The sequence below is a fragment of the Pseudomonas frederiksbergensis genome, from assembly GCF_035751725.1.
GTDB classification, from domain to species: Bacteria; Pseudomonadota; Gammaproteobacteria; order Pseudomonadales; family Pseudomonadaceae; genus Aquipseudomonas; species Aquipseudomonas frederiksbergensis_A.
In genome coordinates, this window is record NZ_CP142104.1 from 2741000 (window position 1) to 2767308 (window position 26309).

The window sequence follows — 26309 nt, forward strand, 5'->3', positions numbered from 1 at the left end:
ATGACTGAGCCCAACCCGTCGCTTTACGAAATGCTGTTGCAAAATTTTGCCGGTGAGCTGGATTTGCATCGGGTCAGCGAACAGGACTGGCACACACTGTCGGTCCTGGACAATCTGCAACGCATCCTCAATTGCAGGGCGGGAACGCTCAGTCATCTGCCTGACTACGGGCTGCCCGACATGGGGACGGTTTTGCAAGGGTTGCCTGCGACGGCCCACACCTTGATGAGGACGATGACCAATACCTTGCTCAAATACGAACCACGGCTGGCGGAGCTTTCCATCGAGCTGCTGCCGCAGGCCATGCCGGGGCATCTGGAGTGTGCCCTGGACGGACGATTGAAAGGCGGGCGGCGGGTGGTTTTCGGCACGACCTTGGGTCCGGAGGGCAAAGTCCTGGTGCGTCATCTGGCGCAACAGAATTATCTGTCGATGCCCCTCAATTAGATGTCGATCAAAATCAAAACCGTTGACGGCAATGATTACGGTCATCATCATAGAGTCCCCCGACACGCATCGATGCCGGGTCCGACCCAACTGCCGAGGAAAATTTCATGACAACTCACAAGCCCGTAGCGTTGGTCACCGGCGCTTCGTCCGGTATCGGCGAAGCGATCGCCAAGGCGCTCGTGACGGCCGGCTATCAGGTATACGGCACCAGCCGGCGCGGGACCCGGGCCGATCACCAGACCTATGCGATGCTGGCGCTTGACGTGACCGATGACGCCTCCGTCGAGGCGGCCGTCGCGCAATTGTTGCGGTTGGAAGGGCGTATCGACTTGCTGGTCAACAATGCCGGTTTCGGGCTTGCTCCGGCCGCGGCGGAAGAGAGCTCGATCGAGCAGGCCAAGGCGATCTTCGATACCAATTTCCTCGGTATTGTGCGAATGACGCGCGCCGTTGTGCCTCACATGCGGCGCCAGGGCGTGGGTCGCATCATCAATATCGGTTCGATCCTGGGTGTCGTCTCCGTACCCTATGTGGCGCTCTATGTGGCCAGCAAACACGCGGTGGACGGGTATTCGCAGGCCTTGGACCATGAGCTGCGGACCCATGGCGTCCGGGTCGTTGTCATCGAACCCGGGTATACCAAGACAGCCTTCGAAAGCAACAGCCTTGAGGCTGATGCCAAGCTGGACCTGTACGAAGAGATTCGTGTGAAGGTCACCAAGGTCGTCAATCAAGCAATGGCGACAGCCGAGGGCCCCGATGTCGTCGCTGACGTGGTGCTCAAGGCCGCTCGCGCCGACCGTCCGAAGTTGCGTTACACCGCGGGAAAGGCCGCCGCCCAATTGCAGTTCATGCGCCGCTTCGCGCCCGCGGGTGTCTTGGATACGGGGATCCGCAAGGCGATGCAACTCGCATGAGCCCGCCCATCAGGGAGATGAGATGTCTCCCAGGCTCAGCAACGTTTCGATCCGCGCCGGACTGAAGGGTGGGCGAGGAATGGGCGGCGTCCAGCCAAACAAGTGTTCCAACGCAGCGCCGCAGACCCGGCCTTGGCAGGCGCCCATACCGCAGCGGCTGGCGAGCTTCGCCTCGCGCCAGTCGGCATGGCCACTCAATGCCTCGTAGGCCACGTCCTCGCAACGACAAACGACCGTATCGCCCTGGGGCAGGCCTTTCAAACGAGCGTCGAGGGCGAAGGCGTCGTTCAGCGCCCGGGCAAACCCCTGCCATCGCCCGCGACGCGCCCACAGGCGCTCGGCTGCCGCTGTATCACCGACGGCGGCGTGGCCGGCGATGGCGCCTTCCACCAAGGCCAGTTCGCTGCCGCCGAAACCGGTGCATTCACCCGCGGCGTAATGATCGCGGCGAGTGGTGGCCTGCCAGGCGTCGACTGCCAGGGCCTGGCCAGCGAGTTCGCAACCCAACGCCTGGCCCAACTGGGTATTGGGAATGAGACCGAAGCCGCAGGCCAACCGGTCGCAAGCCAATTCCACCGTCTGGCCTTGCTGCAGCAGGCGCACGCCTTCGAGCGTGTCCCGTCCCAGGGCCTCCAACACATGAGTGCCGGTGCGGTAACGGGCATCGAACAGGCTGAGCGCCTGCCATGATTTACCCGGCCAACGTGGCAGTTGCATGGCAAAACCCATGACGGCGGTGCGCCTGGCCTGCTCGGCGATGCGCAATACTTGGGCTCCGTGATGCCGCGCCGTGGCAGCGCTGGCCAGCAGCAGGGGGCCGCTGCCGGCAATCACCAGGCGTTCGCCGCGCACCGGCAGGCCGCCCTTGATCAGCGCTTGCAAGCCACCGGCACCGGTGACGCCGGGCAGCGTCCAGCCGGGAAAGGGCAGCAGCAGTTCCCGGGCGCCGGTGCACAGGATCAAGCGGTCGTAACTGATCAGCCAACCCTGCTCGGCGTTTTCCACCAGCAAGGTCTTATCGGCAGCGCTGGCAATCACCCGGGTTGCCGTGTGACAGTGCACGTTGGCGCAGGCAAGCAAACGCTCGCGCATTCGTCGCGCCTCGACAGGCAAGTGGGCCTGTGGTCCGTCGCGCCAGATCTGTCCGCCGGGAGTCGGGTTGTCATCGAGCAACACGATGCGCACGCCGCTGTTCGCTGCAGCCAGGGCGGCGGCCATGCCGGCGGGGCCACCGCCGATGATGAGAAGGTCGGCGAATTCGGTCATGGTCGGGTGTTCACGTGCATGCCGTCGCGGCACAAGGTCTGGCAGGCCAGGCGCCGTCGGCCATCGATCATCACCCGACATTCCTGGCAAACGCCCATGCCGCACAAAGGCGCGCGGCGCTGGCCGGTCACCGAGGTGCGACTGCAGCCATCGGCGCCCATGGCCAATGCCGCCGCTACGCTGGTGCCATTGACGACAGACAGCGCGCGGCCATCGACAAACAAATCAGGCATGGACCGGTGCTCCCAAAAAACGCTGCGGCAGATAGGGTTTTGCGGCCAGCGGCGCGGTTTCGTTGAACAGTTGCGCGACCAGCAGGTCGGCCGTCGCTGGCGCAGTCGTGACGCCAAGCCCTTCATGACCCACCGCCAGCCACAAACCCTTGCGCTGCGGATGTTGCCCCACCAGCGGCAAGCCGTCGGGACTCGCCGCGCGAAAGCCGGTCCAGGCGCGAATGCCGTTGAGGTCCGCCAGCCCTGGCATGTAGTCCACGGCGCGCTTGAGCATTTTTGCCAGCATCCAACCTTCCACTTGCGGATCGACGTTGCCGAACTGCCGCGAAGCGCCGATGAACAGCTGTCCGGTCGGGCGCGGTTGGATGTTGCACGCCACCGACGGTCCGCTGGCGTTATGAGCGCTGGTGACGTAACCCAGCTCAACCAGGGTGTGGACGACAGTGGCGGGGTAGCGATCGGTGATCAACAGGTGGCCCTTCTTGGGTTCTATCGGCAGCTCCGGGCACAGCTCGGTGGCTTGGATGCCATTGGCGAGCACCACCGCTTCGGCGCTGAGCCAACGGCCATCGGCGAGGCGTACGCGGTCGCCGTCCACTTCGCTGACTTGCGCGTGTTGTTGACGAATATTGGTGTGATCGAGCATCCAGCGGGCGGCCGCTGGCGCGTAGAGAATACCGTCGCCCTTGATCAGCAGCCCACCTTCCAGGCCCGCCCGCAATTCCGGCTCGCGCTGCTGCAAGGTGGCGCGGCCAATCAGTTCGCAGGGCTCATCATGGGCCATCAGGTTCAGGTATTTGCTATGGGCGACAGTCATTTCCTCGGCATTGGCCGCCAGCCATAAAGTGCCGTTGTTGCGCCAGGCACAAGCATCGGGCAGCGCAGGCGCCAACTCCCTCCAGCGCCGCAAGGAATATTGACTCAGGGCCAGCTCCGCCGGGTTGTCGTCGAGCACCAGTAAATGCCCCATGCCGGCCGCCGTGGCGCCGTGCCATCCAGCGTCCAGCACCAGCACCCGCAAACCACGCCGTGCCAGGGCCTGGGCGCAGGCCGCGCCAATGATGCCAGCGCCGATGACGATCACGTCTGCGGCATGGCCTTCGTTCACGGGCGAATGCCCCAGGCGAAAGGATCGTCCGGCTCGATGATCAGTGTGCTCTCGGCGCTGATATAGGCCCGGCCGCGAATCGTCGGCACGATGCGCTCGCCCGATCGCTCATACGATCCTTCGAATTCACTGCCGATGACACTGGCCTGGCGCCAGACCTCCCCAGGTTGCAACTTGCCATCGGCCGCCAGGCACGCCAGTTTGGCGCTGGTCCCGGTGCCGCAAGGAGAGCGGTCATAGGCCTTGCCGGGGCAGAGCACGAAATTTCGGCTGTCGGCCTGGGGATCGTCGGCGAACAGCTCGATATGATCGATCAGCCCGCCGTCCTCGCCGCGAAAGCCTTGCTGCTCCAGGGCCTGCTGTACAGCGAAGGTATAAGCGGTCAATGCGTCGAGGTTGTCGCCCGCCACACGCTGGCCGTGATCGGCGATCAGGAAGAACCAATTGCCGCCCCACGCCACATCGCCGGTCACCGGGCCGATGCCCGGCACCTCCAGGCGCAGGGCCTGGCGATATCGGTAGGCCGGCACGTTGCGCACACTGACCGAGCGATCTTCATGGAGCGTCGCCTGTACCGTGCCCACCGGCGTCTCGATACCATGCACGCCGGGACCGATTCGTCCCAGATGAGCCAATGATGCAACCAGGCCGATGGTGCCGTGGCCGCACATGCCCAGGTAGCCGCTGTTATTGAAAAAGATCACCCCGGCACAGGCGGCCGGGTCCACCGGTTCGCACAGCAACGCGCCCACCAGCACATCGCTGCCGCGAGGTTCCAACACGCTAGCGGTGCGCCAGGCGTCGTGTTGTTCGGCCAGGCGCTGCCTGCGCTCGGCCATGCTGCCCTGGCCCAGGTCGGGGAAACCGTCGGTCACCAGCCGGGTCGGTTCGCCGCCGGTGTGGGAGTCGATCACGGTGATGCGTTTCATGGCGCCACGTCCGTTCAGATGAGTGGACACAAGCGTGGCGCGCGCCGGGGGCTGTCGGCTTGATGGATTTAGCTGCTGTCGGTGACGAAATCAGCACAGCGCCATGGCGTCACCGGCTCGTCGGCAGGAACTCGAACAGCGTCTTGCAGACCCCGGCGATATGCTCGTCCAACAGTTTCACCGCACGCTCCACATCCCCGGCGCGGCAGGCGTCGAGGATTTCACGGTGTTCATGATCGGCGCGCTCCTTGCCGGCCGACAGGCTCATTTGCATGCGCAGGTAACGCTCGAGTTTGTCGTGGACCGAGCGGATCAGGCTCACCATGAAGGGCCGCTGCGCGGGTTCGTAGAGGCAGGCATGCAACTGCCAGTTCAGCTCGGCCCAGCGACCGACGTCGTCCTCACCGATGAATTCCCGGCAAATGCTGTCGGCGCGGGTGAAGGTCGCTTCGGTCATGTTGGGAATTGCCAGGCGCAGCACCTTGTCCTCGAGCAGCATCCGCACCTCGAACATCTGCGCCAGCTCCGCCTCGGAGATCCGCGTGACCATCGCCCCGCGATTGCGCTGGAACATCACCAGGCCCTCGGCCTCCAGGCGCTTGAGCGCTTCACGCACGGGGATCTTGCTGACGTTGAATTGCCGGGCGATGTCGTCCTGGCGAATCGGCTCGTCCTCGGCGAAGTGCCCGGCCACGATGGCGTCGCGCAGGTGCCGAGTGATGATTTCCGAGGTGGATGGGGTGTTGCCCAGGTCGGGCAGGTTGAACTTGGATAAAGTCACGGCGGCGGTCGTTTGGCTGAGGTGGAGATATGGTATACGACCCGGCTATCGCGATGTCGAGTGACGTCTGCCGTTGTGGCGAGGGGATTCGTCAGCTGGGGGAAGGTTGGGCGACAAAGGCCTCTGTCCGGACGATGCGCACCCCGGTAATCGTTGCGCCTGCCAACAGTGCCAGGCCAAACACCGTCAGCGCCACGTCAGCGCCGAATTGGTCGGCCAACCACCCGGTCACGACGACCGGGATACTGAATCCAACATAGGCGAACAGGAAGAACCCGGCGCTGACCCGGGCTTTTTGCGCACCGGCCATGGCCGTGATTGCTGACAGTCCGCCCAGGTACAGAAAGCCGTAGCATGCACTGCTGGCGCCCAGCGCCCCGAGCAGCACGGCGGGCAGCGAACCCCGGCTTGCGCCCCAGGCGAGCAACGCATAGCTCAAAGGCAAGACGAGCAGGCCCAACCCCGTGGCCCTGGCCGGCTGCATGCGTTTCACCCAGGGCTGGAAGATCAATCCGCAACTGATGACGGTAAATGTCGACAGGCCGGACCAGCGCTGCAAGCCATGGGCAGCAAGCACCGAAGGCAGGATGGCGATGACCAGCCCCGACGTCGCCCAGGCCAGCAACATGGAGAAGCTGTAGGGCAGGCTGCCAGCGGGAAACAACGGCAGGCGCAACAGCGGCGCGTGGCTGAATCTCGGGGCAGGGTCCGGCAGCCGCGCCACCACGATCATCGCTAGGGCAGCCAACCCCAGCTGCAACCAGAAACTGCCTGGCGTAACGCTGTGATGGGCGAACAGGAAAAGGCTGGTCAGCGCCGCGCCCAGGCCAAACCCCAGGGAGGTGCTGGCCGTGACTCGGTTGGCCGGCGCCCGTGCGTCGCCGGTCGGCATCAGTTCCACCATGTAGGCGGTGGATGTCGCCGAGGCCAACCCGGTGCCGACGCCCATCATCAGGCGCGCCACGCCCAGCGCCGTCAGGTTCGGCCAGATCGAAGTGATCACCGTCGCCAGCATCGACAGGCAAAGCGCCGCCAGGATCAACGGTTTGCGACCCACGCGGTCGGCCAGTCCGCCGAACGCCAGCAACACCGGCAATACGCCCAGGACATAACCGGAAAACGCCACCGCCGTGGCGCCTGCGCCGTAACCGGAAAGCTGCGCATAGGTGGTGTAAAGCGGCGCCTGGAGGTTGACCGCCAGGGTGATCAGGCAAAGACCAAAGGCCAGTCCCCATGAATGTCGCTGCTGTGCGTCCAAGAGTGTTCCTTGCAAGTGAGAGTCTGGACGGACTATCAATGCCGCACCGCAGGCAAACAAGGAACAGAGCGGGGTCTTTTATGCTTAACTGTTCGCTCGAAATTCGAGAACACTTAGCCGAGATCCCGCGCCATGGACCTGAACATCGATCGAAACGCCACGGGATCCGTGGTCCGGCAACTGGTCGCCAGTGTCACCGAATGGATCCACAGCCATGGCATTCGTGCGGGCGCGCGCATGCCTTCGATCCGCCAACTGGCGACGGAAAACGGCCTGAGCCTGTCGAGCGTGATCAAGGCGTATGACCAGTTGGTCGCCGGCGGCGTCCTGGAGTCCCGGCATGGCTCGGGCTTTTTCGTGGCACAGCAGATGTCCCAGGCGTCGGCACCGCAGGCCGAGGATGAAGCAACCGCCTGGCCCTTGTTCGATAACGCATCGACCCAACTCAAGCTGGGGTGCGGTTGGCTGCCAGACGCGTGGCGCGACGACACCGACCTGGGCCAGGCGATCCGCCAGGTGGTGCGCAGCGACAATCAGGCGCTGTTCAACTACAGCACGCCGTTGGGCTCGGCTGATCTGCGCTCGCAGATCCAGAAACGCCTGGGCCTGATCGACATTCATGTCGACCTGCGCCAGATCATCACCACTCAGGGCGCCAGCCATGGCTTGGACCTGCTGGTGCGCACGTTGCTCAAGCCGGGCGACCTGGTTTTGGTGGAAAGCCCCGGCTACTACAACCTGTTCAACCTGCTGGAGCTGCACGGGGTCAAGACCCTGGCCGTGCCGAGGACTGCCCAAGGCCCTGACATCGCCCATCTGGAACGGCTGCTCGATGGGCACAAGCCGGCGTATTTCTTCATCAACAGCATGTACCAGAACCCCACTGGCACCAGCCTCGCGCCGAGCGTTGCCTATCGCCTGTTGCAACTGGCGACGTTGCACGACTTTCGCCTCATCGAAGACGATATCTACGCCGATTTCCAGAACGGCCCGACATCGCGCCTGGCGTCCCTCGACGCGTTGGATCGGGTGATCTACCTGGCGAGCTTCTCCAAGACCTTGTCCAGTTCGTTGCGCATCGGCTACGTCGTCGCGCAACCGGAAATCATCAAGCGCCTGGCGCACATCAAAATGGTCACCGGCATCGGCTGTTCACTGCTTTCGGAAAATGTCGTGGCAACCTTGTTGGCGAACGGCGCGTATCGCAAGCTGATCCAACGCCTGCGCGGGCGCCTGAACAAGCAGATGGCGAGCACGTTGCGCCTGCTTGATCCCAACCACTGGGAAGTGTTTGCCGAGCCCAGTGGAGGCTTGTTCGTGTGGGCGCGGCCTCGGCACGTAGCGTCCGAGCGGGTCCGGCAGATCGCCGAGCAGTTGCAAATCCAATTGTCCCAGGGCTCGACGTTCTTGCCGGAGGGGGAGGCATGCGACTGGTTGCGGCTGAACGTGGCGTACAGCCAGGACGTTCGGGCCCAGGCTTTTTTCAGGCAAATCGAACAAACGTCAAAATTGGAACGGCAGTGCTAATGGGAATAAATATCAAATAGGAATGAGTTGCTGTATCTTTCGCGACACATTCTTGCCGGCCTCCCTGGGAACGGCGTTCTTTCATTAGGATTGTGTGTCGATGCGTCGGATACTCGTTTCACTGTGTGTGCTCCAGGCTTATTCCATTTCCACCTGGGCAGAAGAGCCCAGTTCCACGGCGAAGGCGCCGCTGGAGTTGCAAGCCACCGATATCGTTGGCACCTCGGACTTCGAGACGGCACAGGGTCCGGTGAAGGGCTACCACGCCACCCGTTCCGCCAGCGCCACGCGCACCGACACCGCCATTCATGAAACGCCGCAGTCGATCTCGGTCGTGTCCCGCGACGTCGTCGAAGACCTCAGCGCCACGCGCCTGCAAGATGCCCTGGATTATGCTGGCGGCGTCGGCAGGGGGAACAATTTCGGCGGCCAGGGGCTGACCACGTTTACCGTGCGCGGCTTCACCACCGGAGAGTTCTACCGCAACGGGTTTCCAATCAACCGCGGCTACCCGAACATGCCTGATGCCAACACCATCGAGCGCCTGGAGGTCTTGCGTGGGCCGGCAACCATGCTTTATGGCCGTGGCGACCCGGGCGGCACCTTCAACGTGGTGTCCAAGCAACCGTTGGCCGAGCGCACGGTGACCCTGGGCAGCCAGGTCAGCGACCAGGGGATGCGTCGCGGTACCCTGGATGCGTCCGGCCCGCTGGATGATGAAGGCCGCCTGGCTTATCGCTTGAATGTGGTGGGCGAGGGCGGCGACACGTTTCGTGATCATGTCGAGACCGAACGTTATGGCGTCGCCCCTGTGGTCACCTGGCAAGTCAACGACACCACGCGCCTGACGTTCGAGGGCGATTTCATGCGCAACAATGCGCCGCTGGACCGTGGCCTGACGCACTACGCCGGCCAACGTGGCTCCGCGTCGCGCGATACGTTCTTCGGCGAAAAGGACGCCGGCAAACTGCACAACGACAACAACATGCTGCAGGTGCGTTTCGAGCACATGCTCAACGACGACTGGACCCTGGCCGGTGGTACCCAGTGGCTCGACGGCACGTTGCAGGGCAACGCGGTGGAAGGCAATGGCATCGCCGCCGATGGGCGCACCCTGGGCCGTAACTTCAACTACCGCAAGTTGGAATGGACCGACCGTGATACCCAGCTCAACCTCACCGGGCATTTCTCCACGGGCGGGTTCGAGCACACGCTGCTGACCGGGATCGAGTACGAAGATTACGACTACAAGTCCATCATCCGGCGTTCCGCCGCCGGCACCGGCGCGTATCCGATCGACATCTTCGATCCGGTGTATGGCCAGCCACGCCCGGCGTTGACCCGCACGCCGACCCATGACGAGGAAAACCTCAAGACCTTCGGCGTGTTTATCCAGGACCAGGTGGCGTTGACCGAGCGGCTGAAGGTGCTGGCGGGCGCGCGTTTCGAGCGGTTCGAGCATGAGTACGAGACCTTCGTCCCCCAGGCGCGCCCCGGCAGCCGGAACTGGGACGTTACCGATAATGCGGTCACCCCGCGCCTGGGCGTGATCTACGACCTGACCGACACCGTGGCCGTCTACGCCAACACCGCCCGCTCGTTCAAACCGAACAACGGCGCCAGCCGCGAGGGCGGGGGATTCAAGCCCGAAGAAGGCAAATCCTACGAGGTGGGCGTCAAGTGGGAGGCGCTGGATCGCCAGTTGAGCGTCGATGCGGCGGTCTACCAGATCGAAAAACGCAACGTCTTGACCCCCGATCCACTGGACTCGACCTTCAACGTTGCCGCTGGCGAAGTGCGCAGCCGTGGTTTCGACTTGAACGTGGCGGGCAACCTGACGCCGGAGTGGCGCGTGATCGGCGGCTACGCCTATGTGGATGCCGAAGTGACCAAGGACGCCAGCATCCCCACCGGGACGCGCTTGCTCAACGTGCCGAAGAACACCGTCAGCCTGCTGAACGTCTATGAGTTCCAGGACGGCGGTCTCAAGGGGCTGGGCTTGGGCCTGGGCGCCAGGTACGTGGATGAGCGGGCCGGCAACACCGCAGCCACCACCTTCACCATGGACGACTACACGGTGGTCGACTTGCTCGGCTACTACAAGGTCAACGAGCGCATCCGCCTCAATCTGGACTTGAAGAACCTGTTTGACGCCGATTACGAAGAAGGCGCGTTTGGTGGCGTCTACGCTTACCCGGGCGCACCGCGGACGGTGCAGGCGGGCATCTCCTACACGCTGTAGATTCAAGGCTGCATGAAAACCCCGAAGGTCTTGCCTTCGGGGTTTTTTTTTACCACTTGCCGGTGCTCATCCCGCCGTCCACCGGCAGGATCGCCCCGGTGGTGAAGTCGGCTGCCGCCAGGTACAACACGGCGTCGGCGATCTCATCGATGGTGCCGACCCGGCCGGCCGGGGCCAGATTGTTGAGGAAGTCGCGGTGCGCCGGGTCATGCATCGGTGTGTCGATGATGCCGGGTGCTACGGCGTTGACCTTGATGTTGTGGGGCGACAGTTCCAGTGCCAAGGCGCGGGTCATCTGGTTGACGCCGCCCTTGATCAACACGGGCAGCGCCGCCGGCACCTGGATGTTCGGTTGCAGGGCCACCGAGGCGGAGATGTTGATGATGAAACCTTGCTGGCGGCTGATCATGTGCGCGGCAGCTGCCTGGCTGGCATAGACGAGACCCTTGAGGTTGGTGTCGAGCAGCGATTCCAGGTCCTGCGGGCTGTATTCGACAAAGGGTTTGGGCAGGAAGAAACCGGCGTTATTGACCAACCCATCCACCGCGCCGAATGCCGCGATGGCTTTGTCGACAAGGGCGGTAGATGTCGCTGGATCGGCAATGTCGCCGGCCACGCCGATGAAGCTCGCTGGATGGCCCAATTGGCCGGCGGCATCGTCCAGGCCGGATTGGGAGCGGGCATTGCCCACCACGTTGTAACCGCGCGCCAGGAACGCCTTGACCAGGCCAAGGCCGATCCCGCTGGAAGCGCCGGTGATGATGACGGTTTTCTGATTGCTCATGATGTTGACTCCTGATCACGTTGAGTTGGAACCGCTGCGCCTGTCTGGGCGTTGGTTGTGATCAGGGTATTGATGCGCTTGGGTTTGATAAATGGGGGTTCTGGTACTTGAGTTGATACTCGGTGTAATCAATTATCGGAGCCCGCGCAGTTTGCTGTGGGAGCCTGCTCGCTCCCACAGGTTTATCAAGCGCATTAAAAAGCCCGGTCATTGAGGCCGGGCTCGGTAAGGTGAAGCCTTATTCCTTGGGTTTACTTCGATACTCGGTTGTCGTCATGCCCGCATAACCCCAGTTATCGGTGTCGACTTCCTCGATCACGATATGGGTCAGGTGCGGGTCCTTGCCCAACACGCGTCGCAAGGTTTCGGTGATTTCGCTAATGACCTGGGCTTTCTGCTCGCGGGTAACGCCGTCGCGGGTAATACGCACATTGACGAAAGGCATGCTGCACTCCGGTGGGTGACATTTGCGCAGGAGAAGCCCGCGCAATCGAGGACCACTGTATTTATACGCCACGGCCTGATAAACAGGCATCGGGAATCTTCAGTTGATACGCGGTGTAATGAATCATGAAGCGTCACTTCGAAGACTTGCAGTTAGGCAGTATCGAACTGTTCTGCCTGGCGGCCGAGGCGGGCAGTTTCACGGCGGCGGCGCAGGTAGCGGGCGTTACCCCAGCGGCGGTGAGCCGTTCGATCTTTCGTTTGGAAGAGCGCCTCGGTTCGCGGCTGTTTGTGCGCACCACCCGCAGCATCCGCCTGACCGAGGCCGGCAGGACCTTTTTCGAGCAATGTCGCCAGGCGCTGACGCAACTGGTCGAGGCGCAACAGGAAGTCATGGGCGCGCAATCGGTGCCGTCCGGACAATTGCGCATCAGCGTGCCCACCACCTACGGCCATCACCGCATCCTGCCGTTGCTGCCGACATTTCGCGCGCAATACCCGCAGGTCACCATTGATGTTCACCTGAGCAACCGCAATATCGACTTTGTTGCCGAGGGCTATGACCTGGCGATACGAGTGCGCGCCCAGCCGGATTCGTCGATGATCGCCCGGTTGCTCGAAGACGCGAAACTGGCGGTGGTCGCTTCCCCGGATTACCTGCGAAGGGTCGGCACGCCGCAAACCCTGGAAGACCTCGACCTGCATGAGTGCATCCAATTCGAACTGCCCAGCAGCGGTCGTCGTATCTCTTGGTTGTTCAATGTCGAGGGCAAGGAGAAAGAGGTGTTCGGGCAGGGCGGGTATTGCTGCTCCGACGATGTGCTGGGCGGAGTGACGCTGGCCAAGCATGGCGCCGGGCTGTTCCAGACCTACCGATTCATTGTCGAACAGGAATTGGCGGACGGGCGATTGGTGGAAGTGCTGGCGCCGTTCGCGGGGCGCTCGCGTCCGTTTACGCTGCTGTATCCCCATGGGCGGTACGTGCCGCAGCGGGTACGGGCGTTTGTGGATTTCCTGTTGGAACACCGGCAACAGTGGGCGGCGGAGTGAAGTAAAGACCTGCCTCGACTGGATTCCCGTGGCGAGGGAGCAAGCTCCCTCGCCAATGAGGTTCTGTCCGAGTGTTAGAACCGGAACGCCTGACGCCCGATCAACAGCCATTTGCCGTTCTGTTTCTGCCAGATCTGGAAATTCTCGATTTCGGTCGGGACCACTTCGGTGCCCTTGAGCGCTTGGGCGGAGAAGTGGTTGCGCACCATGGCTACGTCGCCTGAGACGGTGATTTTCTGGTTCTTCATTTCCAGGGTCTTGAACGCGCTCTTACCGGTCTCGATGTCGGCTATGAAAGCTTTCTTGTCCTGGATATTGCCGCTGGAGTGGCCGTAGGTCAGGTTCTCGGCGGCCAAGGCCTGAAGCTGGGGAATGTCTTTGTGCAGCATGGCCTGGGTCAGGTGGTCGACTGCTTCGGCCACTTCCTTCTCGGCCGGTGCGGGGGCGGCTGCGACGTAGCCGCTGAAGAGGCAAACGAAACCGATCAGCAATGATGCTTTTTTCATGGGTTTTTTTCCTTGTTTTTGTAGGTATCTGGAGTTCGAGCATCTAGGCTCATCGGTCATCGTACAACCTGTCGTGGTGCGCGGGAATAGCCAAGTGGACGTGGGCCATGAATTTGATAGAGAAGATTGCAGTCAGGTTTCCTAAACGCGCCCACCCGCTATCATTCCGCCGACTGTGCGCTGTTTGGGCGCGGACGAAATCGAAACTGAAGGAATCAGAATGGCCTCGACACTTTTGGACCGCTATCGCGGATGCCTGCTGGGCTTGGCATGTGGCGACGCCGTTGGCACGACAGTTGAATTCAAACCACGGAATTCCTTTCCACCGGTAACCGACATGGTAGGTGGCGGGCCTTTCAACCTCCAGCCTGGCCAATGGACCGATGACACCTCCATGGCGTTGTGTCTGGCAGAGAGTCTGTTGCAAAAGCGTGGCTTTGATGCGGCTGACCAAATGGGCCGATACCTCAACTGGTGGCATTGGGGTTACCTGAGTTCCACGGGCGCTTGCTTTGACATCGGCATGACCGTTCGCGACGCACTGGAGCGCTATCAGTCACATCGAGACCCATTCGCGGGTAGCACCCATCCTCAAACGGCTGGCAATGGCTCGCTCATGCGACTGGCACCGGTTGTGCTGTTCTTTTATCCGGATCGCAACCGTATCCGTGAGTTCGCCGCGCTGAGTTCGCGCACGACTCACGGGGCAACGGAGGCGGTGGAGTGTTGCCAGGTGTTGGCCGATGTCATCGGTAACGCATTGAACGGTGACTCAAAGATGGACGTGTTGCGTGTGTCGTCCGAGCAACTGACCGAGGCCAAGGTAATCGCGCTCGCCCAAGGCCAGTATCAGGGAAAAGCCCGCAGTGAGGTGTCGGGCACCGGCTATTCGGTCGAGTCTCTGGAGGCGGCGTTGTGGTGTTTTTTCCATACGGACAGTTTCGCTGAAGCAGTGCTGGCCGCGACGAACCTGGGCGACGACGCCGATACCACCGCCGCCATTGTCGGGCAGTTGGCCGGGGCGTTTTATGGAGTACAGGCTATTCCCTCCGATTGGTTGCAGAAGTTGTGGATGCGACAGGAGATTGAAACCATCGCCGATGCGCTTCATCTCAAGGACTGAATTGCTTTTCGAATCCTTGCCTAGTGCGGAGTCAGTCGGTAGCGCAAGCCTCTGGCTCCGTTTTCACATTCCCTCCCGAACCGCCCCGCGAATCCCCTCCAGCAACATCGAAAACGCCGGGTTGTCGTTGTCCTGACGCCATACCAGATGCAGTTCGCTCTGCACCCCTTCGCCCAAGTCGATCTCACGAAACACCACCTGTCGGAACGCCACGCTGGTCGCACAACGCGGCACCAGTGCCAGGCCCATGCCCGCGTTGACCAGCGCCAGGATGGTCAGCGAGGAGCCTAGCCATTGCACGAACTGCGGGGCGACCCGGGCCGAGCGCAGCATGCCGGTGAGCAGTTCGTTGAAGGGCGGGTAGGCGGAGTGGGCGTACATCAGGAACGGCTGTCCGTCGAGATCCTGCACGCCGACGGTCTCGGCGTTGGCCAGCGGATGGTCCGCAGGTACCGCCAGGACAAACGGTTCGCGCACCAGGCATTCGGTGACGTAGCCGGTTTCCAGCAGGGGCGAGCGGACGATGCCCAGGTCGATACGCCGGGCGCGCAGGGCTTCGTGTTGCTGGTAGGTGTTCATTTCCGACAGGACGATTTTGACTTGTGGTTGCTTGAGCCGTGCCTCGGCGATGACCTTGGGCAAGAACTCATACACTGCGCTGCCGACGAAGCTGATGGTGACCGAGCCGATGTCGCCCTGGGCAAAACGCTTGGCGGCCTCGGCGGCCTGCTGCGCTTGTTGCAGCAGGTTCTGCGCTTCGATGAAAAACGCTCGGCCGGCGGCAGTGAGGGCAACGCTGCGGGTGCTTCGGGTGAACAGTTCGACACCCAGGTGATGCTCCAGCAATTGGATCTGTCGGCTCAAGGGCGGTTGGGTCATGTTCAGGCGTTCGGCGGCGCGACGGAAGTTGAGTTCAGTCGCCACGGTGGTGAAGCAGCGCAGTTGGGCCAGCTCAAACATTGATTCAATCCAGGTATCAATCAAGTGCCAAGTTAGATTAGACGGTAACAATCGACGGCGTCCATCATCGGCGCGGAAAACTTCCGGAGCCTTTGCATGAAGATCAAACGCGTCACTGTGACCCCCATCGCTTTTCGCGACCCTCCATTGCTGAACGCCAGCGGCATCCATGAGCCCTTCGCGCTGCGCTCGATCATCGAGATCGAAAGCGACAATGGCTACATCGGCCTCGGTGAGAGCTACGGCGATGCGCCGGCCCTGGCGATCCAACAGCAGGTCAAGGATCAGTTGGTCGGCATGGATCCGTTCAACCTCAACCAACTGCGGACCATTGTCCAGGCCACCGTGGCGGCCCATAAGCCGGCCAGCGTTGGCGGAGCCGAGTTGGCGCCGGGTTCACACGCGAGCAAAGCCGTCAGCAATGCCTATTCGGCATTCGAGGTGGCCTGCCTGGACCTGCAGGCCCATTACCTGAACGTACCGCTGGTGGATTTGCTGGGCGGTGCGATTCGCGATGAAGTGCCATTCAGCGCCTACCTGTTTTTCAAGTACGCCGAGCACATCGATTCGCCGTACCCGGCGGACAATTGGGGCGAAGCGCTGAACGAACAACAGATCGTCGCCCAGGCGCGGCGGATGATCGAGGAATACGGGTTCAAGAGCATCAAGCTCAAGGCCGGCACCCTCGAACCGGAGCATGAGGTGGCCTGCATCAAGGCGCTGAAGAAGGCTTTCCCTGGCTTCCCATTGCGTATCGACCCCAACGGTAATTGGTCGCTGGAAACCTCGATCCGCATGGCCGAGCTGCTCGGGGATGACCTGCAGTATTACGAAGACCCGACGCCTGGGCTGGAGGGCATGGCCGAGCTGCACAGGCGCACGGGTCTGCCACTGGCGACCAATATGGTGGTCACCGATTTCGACGAGTTGCGCCGCAGCGTGGCCCAGGACAGCGTGCAGATTGTCCTGGCTGATCACCATTATTGGGGCGGGCTGCGCGATACCCAGGTGTTGGCGAAAATGTGCGACACCTTTGGCCTTGGCGTGTCGATGCATTCCAATTCGCACTTGGGCATCAGCCTCATGGCCATGGCTCACGTGGCGGCGTCGGTGCCGAACCTGGATTACGCCTGTGACACCCATTACCCCTGGCAGGAGCCGGATGAAGAAGTGATCAAGGGTGGCAAGCTGCCGTTTGTCGACGGCTGCGTGAAGATCACCCGGGCGCCGGGCCTGGGGCTGGAGCTGGACCGCGATCAGTTGGGCAAGCTGCATGAGCAGTTCCTCAGCTGCGGCATTCGCCAGCGCGATGACGTGAGGCAGATGCGGCGCTACAAGCCGGATTGGAAGACCGTCAAGCCGCGGTTCTGAGGAGACCGCGAGGGGCCTGCGCAGCAGGCCCAAACCAGCAACTCAGTTTGACTGCCCAATGGGTTGATCCTCCTGACCCACCCACCGGCCCACACCCAAAGTACCGCGCCCCGCGGCATTGGGGTCTTACTTCAAAACTGCCGCGCCGGGCCGGCGCTGCCAAAGCAGCCGACAATCACCTCCAAGGCAGCGTATGACGCGCCCGAGTGCCTTTCGATAATCGCCTCCGACATCCCGTCCCCTGTTGCGGAGCGCGCCATGCACAACAATAAGAATACCTGCCTGCGTTTTTTGCCTGCGTTCATCGCCGGCCTCTCGACCCTCGGCTCGATGCCTTGGGCCCAAGCCGAAATCATGCTGTACGACAAGGACCAGACGACTTTTTCCACCGACGGCTATATCAACGCTTTCTACGTCAACAGTGATGTCGACCGCGCCGGGGAACAGTTCGACCGGCGCCAGTCGCGCGTCAAGATGGGGTTCTTGCCCAACTACCTGGGCTTCAACATGGGCAAGCAGGTCGATGACCTCAAGCTCGGCGCCCGGGCCTCGTTCTGGGTGACCATCAACGACAGTGAAACCAACGGCACCGACACCGCGATCGACGTACGGCAGTTCTACGGCACCGTTGCCAACCCGGAGTGGGGCGAGGTGCTGATCGGCAAGGACTTCGGCCTGTTCGCCCGCTCCAACATCCTGCTCGATGAGTTGCTGGCCGGTTATGGCCAGGTCAGCGACACCCTGGGCCTGGTGGACGGTGGCGGCGTGTCGTTCGGCAATATCGGCAGCGGTTATCCGTACCCGTTCCCGACGTCGCAGATCACTTATCGCACCCCCATCATGGACGGGTTGCGCGTGGCAGTGGGCATCATGGACCCGGTGGACACCAACGACAGCAGCGCCACCGGCAAGGCCTACCAGGAAAACCCGCGCACCGAGAGCGAAGTCACCTACCAGTTCGACCTGGGTGGGGCGAAGATCTACAGCTGGCTGAACGGCAGCTACCAGACCTCCGACAACACCGATTCCAGCGTCGAGTCCGTCACCTCCAAAGGGCTGGGTTATGGGGTCCAGGCGAAGATGGGCGGGCTGTCGCTCACCGGCTCCGGTTTCCAGGCCAAGGGCATCAACCCGTTCTTCACCAACAATGCCGGCGAAGCCACGTTGCGCAACGTCGACAGCACGGGCTATCTGCTGCAGGGCTCCTACAAACTGGGCAAGAATCGCCTGGCGCTGTCCTACGGCAAGACCGAGGACGACGGCAACGGCGTGGTCGGCAGCGGCGCCGACTATGAGACGCGTGGAGTCGCGCTGTTCCACGACATCAATGACAACCTCAAGCTCGTGGCCGAGTACAACCAGTTCGAAATCAACGGCCATGACACCAGCGCGCAGGACGAAGACACCGACACCTTCGCGGTGGGGGCGGTGTTGACCTGGTAAGGACGCAGCGGCCCCGCCACAACGGCGGTCCGGAGCAAATCCTGGGTTTTCGTGGCGGCCCCAACCGTGCGCATCGCGGCGGGGGGCGCCACGGTTCTCATCCCATGGAAGCGTCCACCCGCTACCCAAGTAGCATTCGTGGGCCCGACGCGGATTCGTACACTCAAGCCTCTATCACGCACCGTCGGAGGCGCAGATGCAGCAGGCCCAGAGCGAGGGTGTGGTCAGCGCCATGTCCCAGGCAACAGATGTCGAGCAAGTGGCCCAGGAACTGGCGCGACAGTTGTTGCACCCGTACCTGGGGTTCGTGCTGTTTTTCTGCTCCGCCGAATACGATTTGCCTGGCCTGGCCAAGGCGCTGTCCCAGAGCTTCGGCGGGATTCGCCTGGTGGGCTGCACCAGCGCCGGGGAAATCACCCCGCAAGGCTATGGCCGCAATTGCGTGACAGCGGTGGGGTTCGATCACCGGCATTTTTCCATCGCTGCCGAGCTGATCGGCGAGATGGAGCACTTCTGCTTGATCGATGCCCAGCAGATGGTCGAGCGCCTGGCGAGCGGCTGTCGCAGCAACGCCTTGGCGCCGATCAAGGGCCACAGTTTTGCCTTGACCCTGCTCGATGGCTTGTCCAGCCGCGAGGAGATGGTGCTGGCGGCGTTGAGCGCGGCACTGGGCGACATCCCGCATTTCGGCGGCTCGGCCGGAGATGACAACTACCTGACCCATACCCACGTCTACTTCGAAGGCCAGTTCCACAGCGGCGCTGCCGTGGTGGTGCTGATCAACACCTGGTTGGAATTCGAGGTGTTCACCACCCATCACATCTTGCCCCGGCAAGAAAAACTGGTGGTCACCGGCGCCGACAGCGCCTCGCGGCGGGTCTACGAGCTCAACGCCGAGCCTGCCGCCGAGGAATACGCGCGACACATCGGCGTGCCGGTGAGCGCGCTGGATTACCGGGTCTTCGCCGCCCATCCACTGGCGGTGCGGATCAACGACCAGTACTACGTGCGCGCCATTCAGCAGGTCCACTCGGACCTGAGCCTGAGTTTCTATTGCGCGGTCGAGAACGGCATCGTCCTCACCGCCATGAGCCCGGGGCCGTTGCTGCACAACCTGCAAGACCTGTTCGACGGGTTGCAGGCCCGCCTCGGGGATTTGCTGCTGACCCTCGGCTGCGACTGTTTCCTGCGGCGCCTGGAGCTGGAGGATCGCGATGGCCTGGAACAGATTGGCCAGTTCCTGCGGGAGCATCGGGTGATGGGGTTCAACACCTATGGAGAACAGTTCAATGGCATGCACATCAACCAGACGTTCACCGGAGTTGCCATTGCCCGCCATCGCGTCCCCGGCCATCGCTGAGCTGCAGGCGCAGCTCGCCGCCTTGCAACACGAAAACCACAAGCTGCGGCGCATCAACGACGCGCTGATCGAGCGGGTGGAATCCGGCGTGACTCGTGGCAACGACCCGTACGCAGCCTTCCAGCATTCGGTGGTGCTGGCCGAGCAGGTGCGTGAGCGTACCGATGCGTTGAACCAGGCCATGGCCGAACTCAAGGCCGGCAACCATTTGCTGGGGGAAGCGCGGCTGCGGGCGGAGACGGCCCATCGGCACTTGATCGATGCGATCGAGAGCATTTCCGATGCATTCGTGCTGTTTGACGAACAACAACGGATCGTCTTGTTCAACAGCCGTTTCAAGGCGTTCTGGGCCCACAGTCGGGTGCGGATCATCGCGGGGATGCGTCTTGCCGAGGTCAAGCGCCTGATGACCGCCAACGGTTTGTTCAGCGAAGAAACCCGCGGCCAGCCTGACGAGCCGGTGCTGTATCGCTTGCAGAACGGGCGTTGGCTGCAGGTCAGCGAGCGGCCGACCCAGGAAGGCGGGCGGGTGATCCTGTTCACCGACATCACCGACGTCAAACTCAGTGAAACCGTGCGCCGCGAGCAAGCTGTCGCGCAGAAATCCCATCTGTTGCAGCGCGCCGTGGACAACCTGTCCCAGGGCGTGGCGATGGTCAACGCCCAGGGTGTGCTCGAGCTGTGGAACCGGCGCTTCCTGGAACTCAGCGGACTGGCGCCGGTGGCGGCCCATCGGCCGTTCAACGAGGTGATCGCCGACAGCGAGTTGCAACTGCTGACGCCGGCCAGTCGCGATGGCAATGGCCGGCTGATCCAGGAATGCGAGCAGCGCCTCAGCGATGGCCGGGTCCTGGAGATCCGCACCCATCCGCTGCCTACCGGCGGCTACGTCAACACTTTCACGGACATCACCGAGCGCTACCAGCATGCCGAGGCGTTGAGCGAGAGCGAGCGCTGGATTCGGCTGATCACCGACCATGTGCCGGCGCTGATCGCCTACCTCAATGCCGATCTGGTCTACGAGTTCACCAACAAGGTCTACGAGCAGTGGTATTGCTGGCCACGCGGCGTGATGCTCGGCCAGAGCCTGCGCGAAGCCCACAGCGAACAGCATTATCAGCGCCTGGAAGCGTACGTGGCACGGGCGTTGGCGGGCGAGAGCGTGACGTTCGAGTTCGCCGAGACCAACATCAACAACCAGGAGCGCTACATGTTGCGCTCCTATGTGCCGAACCGCTTGGCCAACGGCGAAGTGGTGGGGATCTTCGTGCTTATCCGCGACATCACCGAACGCCGTCGCACCGCCGAGGCGCTCCACCAGGCCTATCAGAACCTGGAACATCGGGTGCAGGAGCGCACCGCCGAACTGACCACCCTCAACGATCAGTTGCTGCGTGAGATCGACGAGCGCAGCCGGGTGGAGTTGCGCTTGCGCGAAGCCAAGCGCGAGGCCGAACGCGCTAACCTGTCGAAAACCAAATTTCTCGCGGCGGTCAGCCATGACCTGCTGCAACCGTTGAACGCGGCGCGGCTGTTCACCAGTGCCTTGCTCGAACGCCGCGAGCCGGTGGCGAACGCGCAACTGGTGCGCAACGTAAGCAACTCGCTGCAGGACGTGGAAAATCTGTTAGGCACGTTGGTGGACATTTCCAAGCTCGATGCCGGCGTGATCAAGGCCGATGTCGCGCCGTTCGCCTTGAGTGAGCTGCTCGATAACCTGGCGGCCGAATATTGCCAAGTGGCGCGCAGCGAAGGCCTCGAGTTGCGATTTGTGCCTTGCTCGGTGCTGGTGCGCAGCGATATCCAATTGTTGGCGCGGATCCTGCGCAACTTGCTGAGCAACGCGATCCGCTATACGCCGAAGGGCCGGGTGGTGTTGGGATGCCGTCGCCGCGGCAGTCGTGTGTCGATTGAAGTCTGGGATTCCGGCATCGGCATCGCCCAGGATCGCCTGGAAGAGATTTTCCAGGAGTTCAAGCGCGGTGACGTGCAACGCCCGGATCAGGACCGTGGCCTGGGCCTGGGTTTGGCGATTGTCGAGAAAATCGCCGGGATCCTTGGGCACCGGATCCAGGTTCGTTCATGGCCGGGCAGGGGCTCGGTGTTCGCCGTCGAAGTCCCTCTCAGCGCCACCGCGCCCAAGCCATTGCCTTGCCTGGAGATGAGCGAGCCGATGCTCGAACGCCTGCGCGGGGCAAGGGTCTGGGTGTTGGATAACGACGCGGCGATCTGCGCCGGCATGCGCACTTTGCTGGAAGGTTGGGGCTGCCGGGTCGTGACGGCGCTGTCGGAGCAGGACCTGGCGCGGCAGGTGGACGGCTACCGCGCCGACGCCGATCTGCTGATCGCCGATTATCATCTGGATCACGACCAGAACGGTGTGGATGCCGTGGCGCGGATCAACGCCTGCCGCCCTTCACCGATCCCGGCCCTGATGATCACCGCCAACTACAGCAACGAGCTCAAGCAGCAGATCCGCGAACGTGGGCATACGCTGATGCACAAGCCGGTGCGGCCGATGAAGCTCAAGATTGCGATGAGTCATCTGTTGGGCCAAGCAACCAGCGGTTGAATCGAGCCGCTTTTCGTGGCGAGGGAGCAAGCTTCCTCGCCACAGGGGTGTTCACCCTGTCCCCGTAGCGTCCAGCCGTTCAACGCCGCAAGTACGCCCCGAAATCGATATCTCCGGCACTGAGAATCGCCTGCACCCGGTTGTGCACGTTGAGTTTGCGCAGGATTGCCGAGACGTGGGCCTTGACCGTGGTTTCGGCGATGTCCAGCGTGTAGGCGATCTGCTTGTTCGATTCGCCCTTGGTCATGCGTTCGAGCACCAGCAGTTGCTTGCGGGTCAGGGCCTGGAGCAGTTCGGGCGGGAACGCCGGGGTTTCGTTCAGGCGCCGGCCCGTGGGGCTTTTCTGGGTGCGGATGATGTCCGGCGGCAGGTACACGTTGCCATTGAGGATCTGCTCGATGGCGTCGGTCATTTGTGAGCGCGGCGACGACTTGGTGATGAAGCCCACCGCGCCATAGGTGATGGCCTGCAGGACGATTTGCTTGTCCTGTTCGGCGGAAACGATCACCACCGGGATGGTCGGCGCTTCGTTGCGCAGGTTGATCAAGCCATTGAGGCCGTGCATGCCGGGCATGTTCAGGTCCAGCAAGATCAGGTCCAGGTCGTCGTGTTCGCGGGTCAGTGCGAGGGCACTGTCCAGGTCGGCGGTCTCCATCACTTCGCTACCGGCGAAACCGTCGCTGATGACGTTGTGGATGGCTTCGCGAAACAGTGGGTGATCGTCGGCTATCAGGATTTTATACATGGCCATTCACCTCGTTATTGTCGTATTGGGGCAGTTGCACGCAAGTCGCTGCATCAGGGAAAAGGTTCGGGGCGGGCGGCTTGCAGGGGCAGGTTGGCCGCCTCCCAGGCGTCGAGGCCGTCGCGGTACCAATACACCTCTTTATAGCCCATGGACGCGGCGCGTTTTACCGCGTTCCAGCTCAACCAGCAATCGGAGCGGCAGTAAAAGACCAATGGTTGATCCAGGCGTCCGGCGGTGGCTTTGCGCAGGTGAAAGGTGAAGTAATCCTGCCAGCTCGGTTCGAGCTCGCCATCGCCCGTATTGGCCAGCCACAGGCTGCCGGGAAGGTTGGCGTGGGGCTCGGTGTCGATGAAACGTCCCTGGACCCAGGGGCGCCGGTAGACGTCGATCAACACCGGGGCGGGTTTCTGCCCGAGCAAGCGCTGCAGGGCTTCAGTGTCGAGGGTTTGCGCGCCTTCGGCGCAGGCGGGTGTCGGGCTGCGGTATTGGGTAATGCGATAGCCCTGCGCAGAAAACAGCGTAGTGTCGGCCTGCGCGACATTCAGCGACAGGCCCAGCATGACGATCGCCAGCAATCGGGGCATGGGATTTATCCTTTTTGTTATGCGCCCATTACATGCCAGGGTGGAAGTCTTGTGAATGCGACCATAGACAGGAAAACCGGTACTAAAGTAGTAATTTGCGTCAGCGATCACACCGATCCCCTGTGGGACCGTGTGTGTGGGCTGCTCAATTGGCCTTGCGCAACACCGCATGCTGTGGATTGAACGTCCACACTGCCAGCAGCGCGAACACCAGCGTCAACCCCACGCACACGGCCATCGCCAGCGCGTTGAACTGTCCATACAGCGCGAACCGCACCAGTTCCACGCCTTGGGTGAACGGGTTCACCGCGCACAGCCAATACAACCAGGGGCTGGCTTCGAGCATTTTCCACAGTGGGTACAGTGCCGAAGACAGGAAAAACATCGGAAAGATGACGAAATTCATCACCCCGGCGAAATTTTCCAACTGCCGGATCGCATTGGACAACAACAGGCCCAGGGCGCTGAGCATCAACGCCACCAACAGCAGGGCCGGCAATGCCAGCAGCAGGCCCATGGCCGGCGGCTGGACGCCGTAGAGCCAGGCGATGGCGAGAAAGGCGTAGACCTGCAACAGCGAGATCAGCGAGGTCGCAAGCAATTTGCTCGCCAGCAGGAAGGCACGGGGCAGGGGGCTGGTCAGGAGCACGCGCATGCTGCCCATTTCCCGGTCGTAGACCATCGACAGCGAGCCCTGCATGCCGTTGAACAACAGGATCATGCAGGCCAGCCCCGGCACGATGTACACCTCGTAGGGGATGTAGGTGTCGTAGGGCGCGATGATGGCGATGCCCAGCGCCGCCCGGAACCCGGCGGCGAACACCAGCAGCCACAGGAGCGGTCGGACCAGGGCGCTGAGCAACCGCGAGCGCTGCAAGATGAAGCGCAGCCATTCGCGCATCACGATGCCGCTGAAACAATGCCAATACGCGCTCATGCGGCGGCTCCCGAGGCGGTCAGACGATGGAAGGCCGAGCCGAGGTTGCCGCCGTGCTCCAGGCTGACGTCTTCTGCGCGACCGCTGGCGACCAGTCGGCCGTGATGCACGATCAGCAAGTCATCGCTGGGCTGCACTTCATCGAGCAGATGAGTGGTCCAGAACACGCTGATGCCCTGTTCCCGGCACAGCTGCCGGATGTGCTGTCCCAGGGCCTGGCGGCTGGCCGGATCGAGGCCGACGCTCGGCTCGTCCAGCAGCAACAGGCGCGGTTCATGGAGCAGCGCTCGGGCGATTTCGACCCGGCGCCGGTGCCCGCCATTGAGGTTGCGCACCGGCTCGTGGCGCCTTTGCGTCAACTGCTGGCGGGCCAGCTCGGCGTCGATCCGCGCGCTGCCCTGGCGCCGTGACATGCCATGCAGGGCAAGGTGATAACGCAGGTTCTGCTCAATGCTGAGGTCAAGGTCGAGGGTGCTTTGCTGGAACACCACGCCCAACTGGCGCAAGGCCTGGCGCGGTGACGCGCGCAGCGACTGGCCGCCGACGTGGATCTCGCCGCGCTGCACGTCGTACAGGCGCGTCAGCAGGGCGATCAGCGTCGACTTGCCAGCGCCGTTCGGTCCGAGGAGTGCGGCGAAGTGTCCGGCGGGTACGCTGAAGTTGATCTGGCGCAAAGCTTCCCGGGCACCGTAGGCGAAGCTCAGGTCGCTGACCTCCAAGGCGTTCATGGCGTCACCACCACGCCCCACGGATAACGTCCCACCTTCACTGACTTCAGCACCTTGCGGCTCTGCACGTCGATCACCGAGACATCGCCGCTCACGCCATTGGTCGCCAGCAATTGTTTCTGGTCCGGGGTGAACGCCAGTTGCCAGACGCGCCGGCCCACCAGCAGGTAATCCAGCACTTCGAAGGTCCTGGCATCGATGACCGCTACATGGTTGGCCGGGCCCAGGGCAACAAACGCGAGCTTGCCGTCGACGCTGAGCTTGATCCCCACTGGTTGGACTTTGTCCGGGTGCACGCCCTTGATCTTAAACGTCAGCGTCTTCAAGACTTGGCGGGTGGCGACGTCGAGAATCGTCAACGTCCCGCCGATTTCCGCCGAGGCCCAGAGCTGCGTGCCGTCGCGATTGAACTCGACGAAGCGTGGCCGTTGGTCCACCAGGGTGTTGTCCGCCAATGTCTGGGTACTGGTGTCGATCCAGTGCAGCATGTTGGTGGTTTCACTGGTATTGACCGCCCACTTGCCATCGGGGCTGACCGCCATGCCTTCGGGCTCGACGCCGACGCCGATCTGGCCGAGTACTTCGGAGGTCTGGGTGTCGATTACCGTGACCAAGGCATCGTCCTCGTTGGACACGTAGAGCCAGCGATCATTGGGATGGAGGGCGAATTGCTCCGGGTCCTTGCCGGAAGGCAGCTCCTTGACGATCTTGCGGGTGGCGACGTCCATCACCTGGACGCGGTCCGAATCGCTGGCGCAGATGTACAGCAGCCGATTGTCATGGGACAGCAACAGGCCCCGGGGACGTTGGCCTACCGCCAAGGTATCGATGACTTCCAGGCTCTGCAGGTCGATCAGGCTGAGGCTGTTGTCTTTTTCGTTGGAGACCCAGGCGATGCTGGCGGCAGCGGGACCGGCAAGGAGCAGCGAGGCGCCCAGGGCGAGGGCTTGGCACAGCAGAGCCGGGTTTAGCAGGGGGCGGCGCATGG

General features: G+C 62.5%; 25 protein-coding genes. 10 read left to right on the plus strand and 15 right to left on the minus strand.

The window, feature by feature from the left end:
• Positions 1–447: a type VI secretion system baseplate subunit TssE gene (gene tssE / locus VQ575_RS12295; RefSeq protein ID WP_039588301.1), complete on the plus strand. Its 447-nt coding sequence runs from the start codon at positions 1–3 to the stop codon at positions 445–447.
• A 107-nt stretch (positions 448–554) separates the two neighbouring features.
• On the plus strand, positions 555–1367 hold the full coding sequence (locus tag VQ575_RS12300; protein WP_198726593.1) for an oxidoreductase: 813 nt from the start codon (positions 555–557) through the stop codon (positions 1365–1367).
• 9 nt (positions 1368–1376) lie between these two features.
• Here VQ575_RS12300 and VQ575_RS12305 read toward each other — a convergent pair whose 3' ends face one another.
• The 6 genes from VQ575_RS12305 to VQ575_RS12330 all read right to left on the minus strand — a co-directional run bounded on the left by VQ575_RS12305 (position 1377) and on the right by VQ575_RS12330 (position 6942).
• Entirely contained in the window at positions 1377–2633 is a 1257-nt protein-coding gene (locus VQ575_RS12305; protein ID WP_325919774.1) for an FAD/NAD(P)-binding oxidoreductase, read from the minus strand.
• A complete protein-coding gene (locus tag VQ575_RS12310) occupies positions 2630–2866 on the minus strand; it encodes a 2Fe-2S iron-sulfur cluster-binding protein (RefSeq protein WP_325919775.1) in 237 nt (78 codons plus the stop codon). The genes VQ575_RS12305 and VQ575_RS12310 overlap by 4 nt, the downstream gene beginning before the upstream one ends.
• Positions 2859–3974, minus strand: coding sequence for an NAD(P)/FAD-dependent oxidoreductase (locus VQ575_RS12315; RefSeq protein WP_039588305.1), 1116 nt, complete (start codon positions 3972–3974; stop codon positions 2859–2861). The genes VQ575_RS12310 and VQ575_RS12315 overlap by 8 nt, the downstream gene beginning before the upstream one ends.
• Positions 3971–4903, minus strand: coding sequence for a 4-hydroxyproline epimerase (locus VQ575_RS12320; RefSeq protein WP_039588307.1), 933 nt, complete (start codon positions 4901–4903; stop codon positions 3971–3973). The genes VQ575_RS12315 and VQ575_RS12320 overlap by 4 nt, the downstream gene beginning before the upstream one ends.
• Positions 4904–5012: 109 nt before the next feature.
• Positions 5013–5684 carry a GntR family transcriptional regulator gene (locus VQ575_RS12325; RefSeq protein WP_039588308.1) on the minus strand — a complete coding sequence of 224 codons (672 nt, stop codon included), beginning with the start codon at positions 5682–5684 and terminating at the stop codon, positions 5013–5015.
• Positions 5685–5775: 91 nt separating this feature from the next.
• Positions 5776–6942: an MFS transporter gene (locus tag VQ575_RS12330; protein ID WP_039588310.1), complete on the minus strand. Its 1167-nt coding sequence runs from the start codon at positions 6940–6942 to the stop codon at positions 5776–5778.
• Positions 6943–7074: 132 nt separating this feature from the next.
• On the opposite strand from VQ575_RS12330, the gene VQ575_RS12335 reads away from it, so the two are divergent.
• Both VQ575_RS12335 and VQ575_RS12340 read left to right on the plus strand, forming a co-directional pair.
• Entirely contained in the window at positions 7075–8469 is a 1395-nt protein-coding gene (locus tag VQ575_RS12335; protein WP_325919776.1) for an aminotransferase-like domain-containing protein, read from the plus strand.
• A 100-nt stretch (positions 8470–8569) separates the two neighbouring features.
• Positions 8570–10711: a TonB-dependent siderophore receptor gene (locus VQ575_RS12340; protein WP_198726601.1), complete on the plus strand. Its 2142-nt coding sequence runs from the start codon at positions 8570–8572 to the stop codon at positions 10709–10711.
• A 49-nt stretch (positions 10712–10760) separates the two neighbouring features.
• Here the strand turns inward: VQ575_RS12340 and VQ575_RS12345 are convergent, their stop codons facing one another.
• A complete protein-coding gene (locus VQ575_RS12345; protein ID WP_039588314.1) occupies positions 10761–11495 on the minus strand; it encodes an SDR family NAD(P)-dependent oxidoreductase in 735 nt (244 codons plus the stop codon).
• 238 nt (positions 11496–11733) lie between these two features.
• Entirely contained in the window at positions 11734–11940 is a 207-nt protein-coding gene (locus VQ575_RS12350) for a tautomerase family protein (protein ID WP_039588315.1), read from the minus strand.
• A 125-nt stretch (positions 11941–12065) separates the two neighbouring features.
• On the opposite strand from VQ575_RS12350, the gene VQ575_RS12355 reads away from it, so the two are divergent.
• A complete protein-coding gene (locus VQ575_RS12355) occupies positions 12066–12989 on the plus strand; it encodes a LysR family transcriptional regulator (RefSeq protein WP_325919777.1) in 924 nt (307 codons plus the stop codon).
• A 74-nt stretch (positions 12990–13063) separates the two neighbouring features.
• Here VQ575_RS12355 and VQ575_RS12360 read toward each other — a convergent pair whose 3' ends face one another.
• Positions 13064–13495 (minus strand): nuclear transport factor 2 family protein, encoded by a 432-nt coding sequence (locus tag VQ575_RS12360; RefSeq protein ID WP_039588317.1) that lies wholly within the window; start codon positions 13493–13495, stop codon positions 13064–13066.
• Positions 13496–13715: 220 nt separating this feature from the next.
• Between VQ575_RS12360 and VQ575_RS12365 the strand changes: the two genes are divergently transcribed.
• Positions 13716–14618, plus strand: coding sequence for an ADP-ribosylglycohydrolase family protein (locus tag VQ575_RS12365; RefSeq protein WP_325919778.1), 903 nt, complete (start codon positions 13716–13718; stop codon positions 14616–14618).
• A 63-nt stretch (positions 14619–14681) separates the two neighbouring features.
• Here VQ575_RS12365 and VQ575_RS12370 read toward each other — a convergent pair whose 3' ends face one another.
• Positions 14682–15578: a LysR family transcriptional regulator gene (locus VQ575_RS12370; protein ID WP_039588318.1), complete on the minus strand. Its 897-nt coding sequence runs from the start codon at positions 15576–15578 to the stop codon at positions 14682–14684.
• A gap of 96 nt (positions 15579–15674) precedes the next feature.
• Here VQ575_RS12370 and VQ575_RS12375 point away from each other — a divergent pair, with 96 nt between their 5' ends.
• The 4 genes from VQ575_RS12375 (at position 15675) to nahK (ending at position 22324) form a co-directional block, all read left to right on the plus strand.
• Positions 15675–16949 carry a glucarate dehydratase family protein gene (locus VQ575_RS12375; protein ID WP_325919779.1) on the plus strand — a complete coding sequence of 425 codons (1275 nt, stop codon included), beginning with the start codon at positions 15675–15677 and terminating at the stop codon, positions 16947–16949.
• Positions 16950–17207: 258 nt separating this feature from the next.
• Positions 17208–18392 (plus strand): porin, encoded by a 1185-nt coding sequence (locus VQ575_RS12380; protein ID WP_039588320.1) that lies wholly within the window; start codon positions 17208–17210, stop codon positions 18390–18392.
• Between the two features lie 196 nt (positions 18393–18588).
• Positions 18589–19752 carry a nitric oxide-sensing protein NosP gene (nosP, locus tag VQ575_RS12385; protein WP_325919780.1) on the plus strand — a complete coding sequence of 388 codons (1164 nt, stop codon included), beginning with the start codon at positions 18589–18591 and terminating at the stop codon, positions 19750–19752.
• On the plus strand, positions 19682–22324 hold the full coding sequence (gene nahK, locus VQ575_RS12390) for a hybrid sensor histidine kinase/response regulator NahK/ErcS' (protein ID WP_080942532.1): 2643 nt from the start codon (positions 19682–19684) through the stop codon (positions 22322–22324). Before nosP ends, nahK begins: the two co-directional genes overlap by 71 nt.
• A gap of 79 nt (positions 22325–22403) precedes the next feature.
• Here the strand turns inward: nahK and VQ575_RS12395 are convergent, their stop codons facing one another.
• From VQ575_RS12395 to VQ575_RS12415, 5 genes are all read right to left on the minus strand, one after another.
• Entirely contained in the window at positions 22404–23069 is a 666-nt protein-coding gene (locus VQ575_RS12395) for a response regulator transcription factor (RefSeq protein WP_039588789.1), read from the minus strand.
• A 53-nt stretch (positions 23070–23122) separates the two neighbouring features.
• Positions 23123–23656, minus strand: a complete 534-nt coding sequence (locus tag VQ575_RS12400; RefSeq protein ID WP_039588323.1) for a PQQ-dependent catabolism-associated CXXCW motif protein — start codon at positions 23654–23656, stop codon at positions 23123–23125.
• A 145-nt stretch (positions 23657–23801) separates the two neighbouring features.
• Complete coding sequence (locus VQ575_RS12405) at positions 23802–24593, minus strand: ABC transporter permease (protein ID WP_325919781.1); 792 nt, start codon at positions 24591–24593, stop codon at positions 23802–23804.
• Positions 24590–25321 (minus strand): ABC transporter ATP-binding protein, encoded by a 732-nt coding sequence (locus VQ575_RS12410; protein ID WP_045156085.1) that lies wholly within the window; start codon positions 25319–25321, stop codon positions 24590–24592. The genes VQ575_RS12405 and VQ575_RS12410 overlap by 4 nt, the downstream gene beginning before the upstream one ends.
• Complete coding sequence (locus VQ575_RS12415; RefSeq protein WP_325919782.1) at positions 25318–26307, minus strand: YVTN family beta-propeller repeat protein; 990 nt, start codon at positions 26305–26307, stop codon at positions 25318–25320. The genes VQ575_RS12410 and VQ575_RS12415 overlap by 4 nt, the downstream gene beginning before the upstream one ends.
• Between the last annotated feature and the right edge of the window lie 2 nt (positions 26308–26309).

What these genes read in the sequence shown, in the direction of transcription:
- tssE (WP_039588301.1), top strand. Translation starts at nt 1, where the DNA reads ATGACTGAGCCCAACCCGTCGCTTTACGAAATGCTGTTGCAAAATTTT.
- VQ575_RS12300 (WP_198726593.1), top strand. Translation starts at nt 555, where the DNA reads ATGACAACTCACAAGCCCGTAGCGTTGGTCACCGGCGCTTCGTCCGGT.
- VQ575_RS12305 (WP_325919774.1), bottom strand. Translation starts at nt 2,633, where the DNA reads ATGACCGAATTCGCCGACCTTCTCATCATCGGCGGTGGCCCCGCCGGC.
- VQ575_RS12310 (WP_325919775.1), bottom strand. Translation starts at nt 2,866, where the DNA reads ATGCCTGATTTGTTTGTCGATGGCCGCGCGCTGTCTGTCGTCAATGGC.
- VQ575_RS12320 (WP_039588307.1), bottom strand. Translation starts at nt 4,903, where the DNA reads ATGAAACGCATCACCGTGATCGACTCCCACACCGGCGGCGAACCGACC.
- VQ575_RS12335 (WP_325919776.1), top strand. Translation starts at nt 7,075, where the DNA reads ATGGACCTGAACATCGATCGAAACGCCACGGGATCCGTGGTCCGGCAA.
- VQ575_RS12340 (WP_198726601.1), top strand. Translation starts at nt 8,570, where the DNA reads ATGCGTCGGATACTCGTTTCACTGTGTGTGCTCCAGGCTTATTCCATT.
- VQ575_RS12345 (WP_039588314.1), bottom strand. Translation starts at nt 11,495, where the DNA reads ATGAGCAATCAGAAAACCGTCATCATCACCGGCGCTTCCAGCGGGATC.
- VQ575_RS12350 (WP_039588315.1), bottom strand. Translation starts at nt 11,940, where the DNA reads ATGCCTTTCGTCAATGTGCGTATTACCCGCGACGGCGTTACCCGCGAG.
- VQ575_RS12355 (WP_325919777.1), top strand. Translation starts at nt 12,066, where the DNA reads ATGAAGCGTCACTTCGAAGACTTGCAGTTAGGCAGTATCGAACTGTTC.
- VQ575_RS12360 (WP_039588317.1), bottom strand. Translation starts at nt 13,495, where the DNA reads ATGAAAAAAGCATCATTGCTGATCGGTTTCGTTTGCCTCTTCAGCGGC.
- VQ575_RS12365 (WP_325919778.1), top strand. Translation starts at nt 13,716, where the DNA reads ATGGCCTCGACACTTTTGGACCGCTATCGCGGATGCCTGCTGGGCTTG.
- VQ575_RS12370 (WP_039588318.1), bottom strand. Translation starts at nt 15,578, where the DNA reads ATGTTTGAGCTGGCCCAACTGCGCTGCTTCACCACCGTGGCGACTGAA.
- VQ575_RS12375 (WP_325919779.1), top strand. Translation starts at nt 15,675, where the DNA reads ATGAAGATCAAACGCGTCACTGTGACCCCCATCGCTTTTCGCGACCCT.
- VQ575_RS12380 (WP_039588320.1), top strand. Translation starts at nt 17,208, where the DNA reads ATGCACAACAATAAGAATACCTGCCTGCGTTTTTTGCCTGCGTTCATC.
- nosP (WP_325919780.1), top strand. Translation starts at nt 18,589, where the DNA reads ATGCAGCAGGCCCAGAGCGAGGGTGTGGTCAGCGCCATGTCCCAGGCA.
- nahK (WP_080942532.1), top strand. Translation starts at nt 19,682, where the DNA reads ATGGCATGCACATCAACCAGACGTTCACCGGAGTTGCCATTGCCCGCC.
- VQ575_RS12395 (WP_039588789.1), bottom strand. Translation starts at nt 23,069, where the DNA reads ATGTATAAAATCCTGATAGCCGACGATCACCCACTGTTTCGCGAAGCC.
- VQ575_RS12400 (WP_039588323.1), bottom strand. Translation starts at nt 23,656, where the DNA reads ATGCCCCGATTGCTGGCGATCGTCATGCTGGGCCTGTCGCTGAATGTC.
- VQ575_RS12405 (WP_325919781.1), bottom strand. Translation starts at nt 24,593, where the DNA reads ATGAGCGCGTATTGGCATTGTTTCAGCGGCATCGTGATGCGCGAATGG.
- VQ575_RS12410 (WP_045156085.1), bottom strand. Translation starts at nt 25,321, where the DNA reads ATGAACGCCTTGGAGGTCAGCGACCTGAGCTTCGCCTACGGTGCCCGG.
- VQ575_RS12415 (WP_325919782.1), bottom strand. Translation starts at nt 26,307, where the DNA reads ATGCGCCGCCCCCTGCTAAACCCGGCTCTGCTGTGCCAAGCCCTCGCC.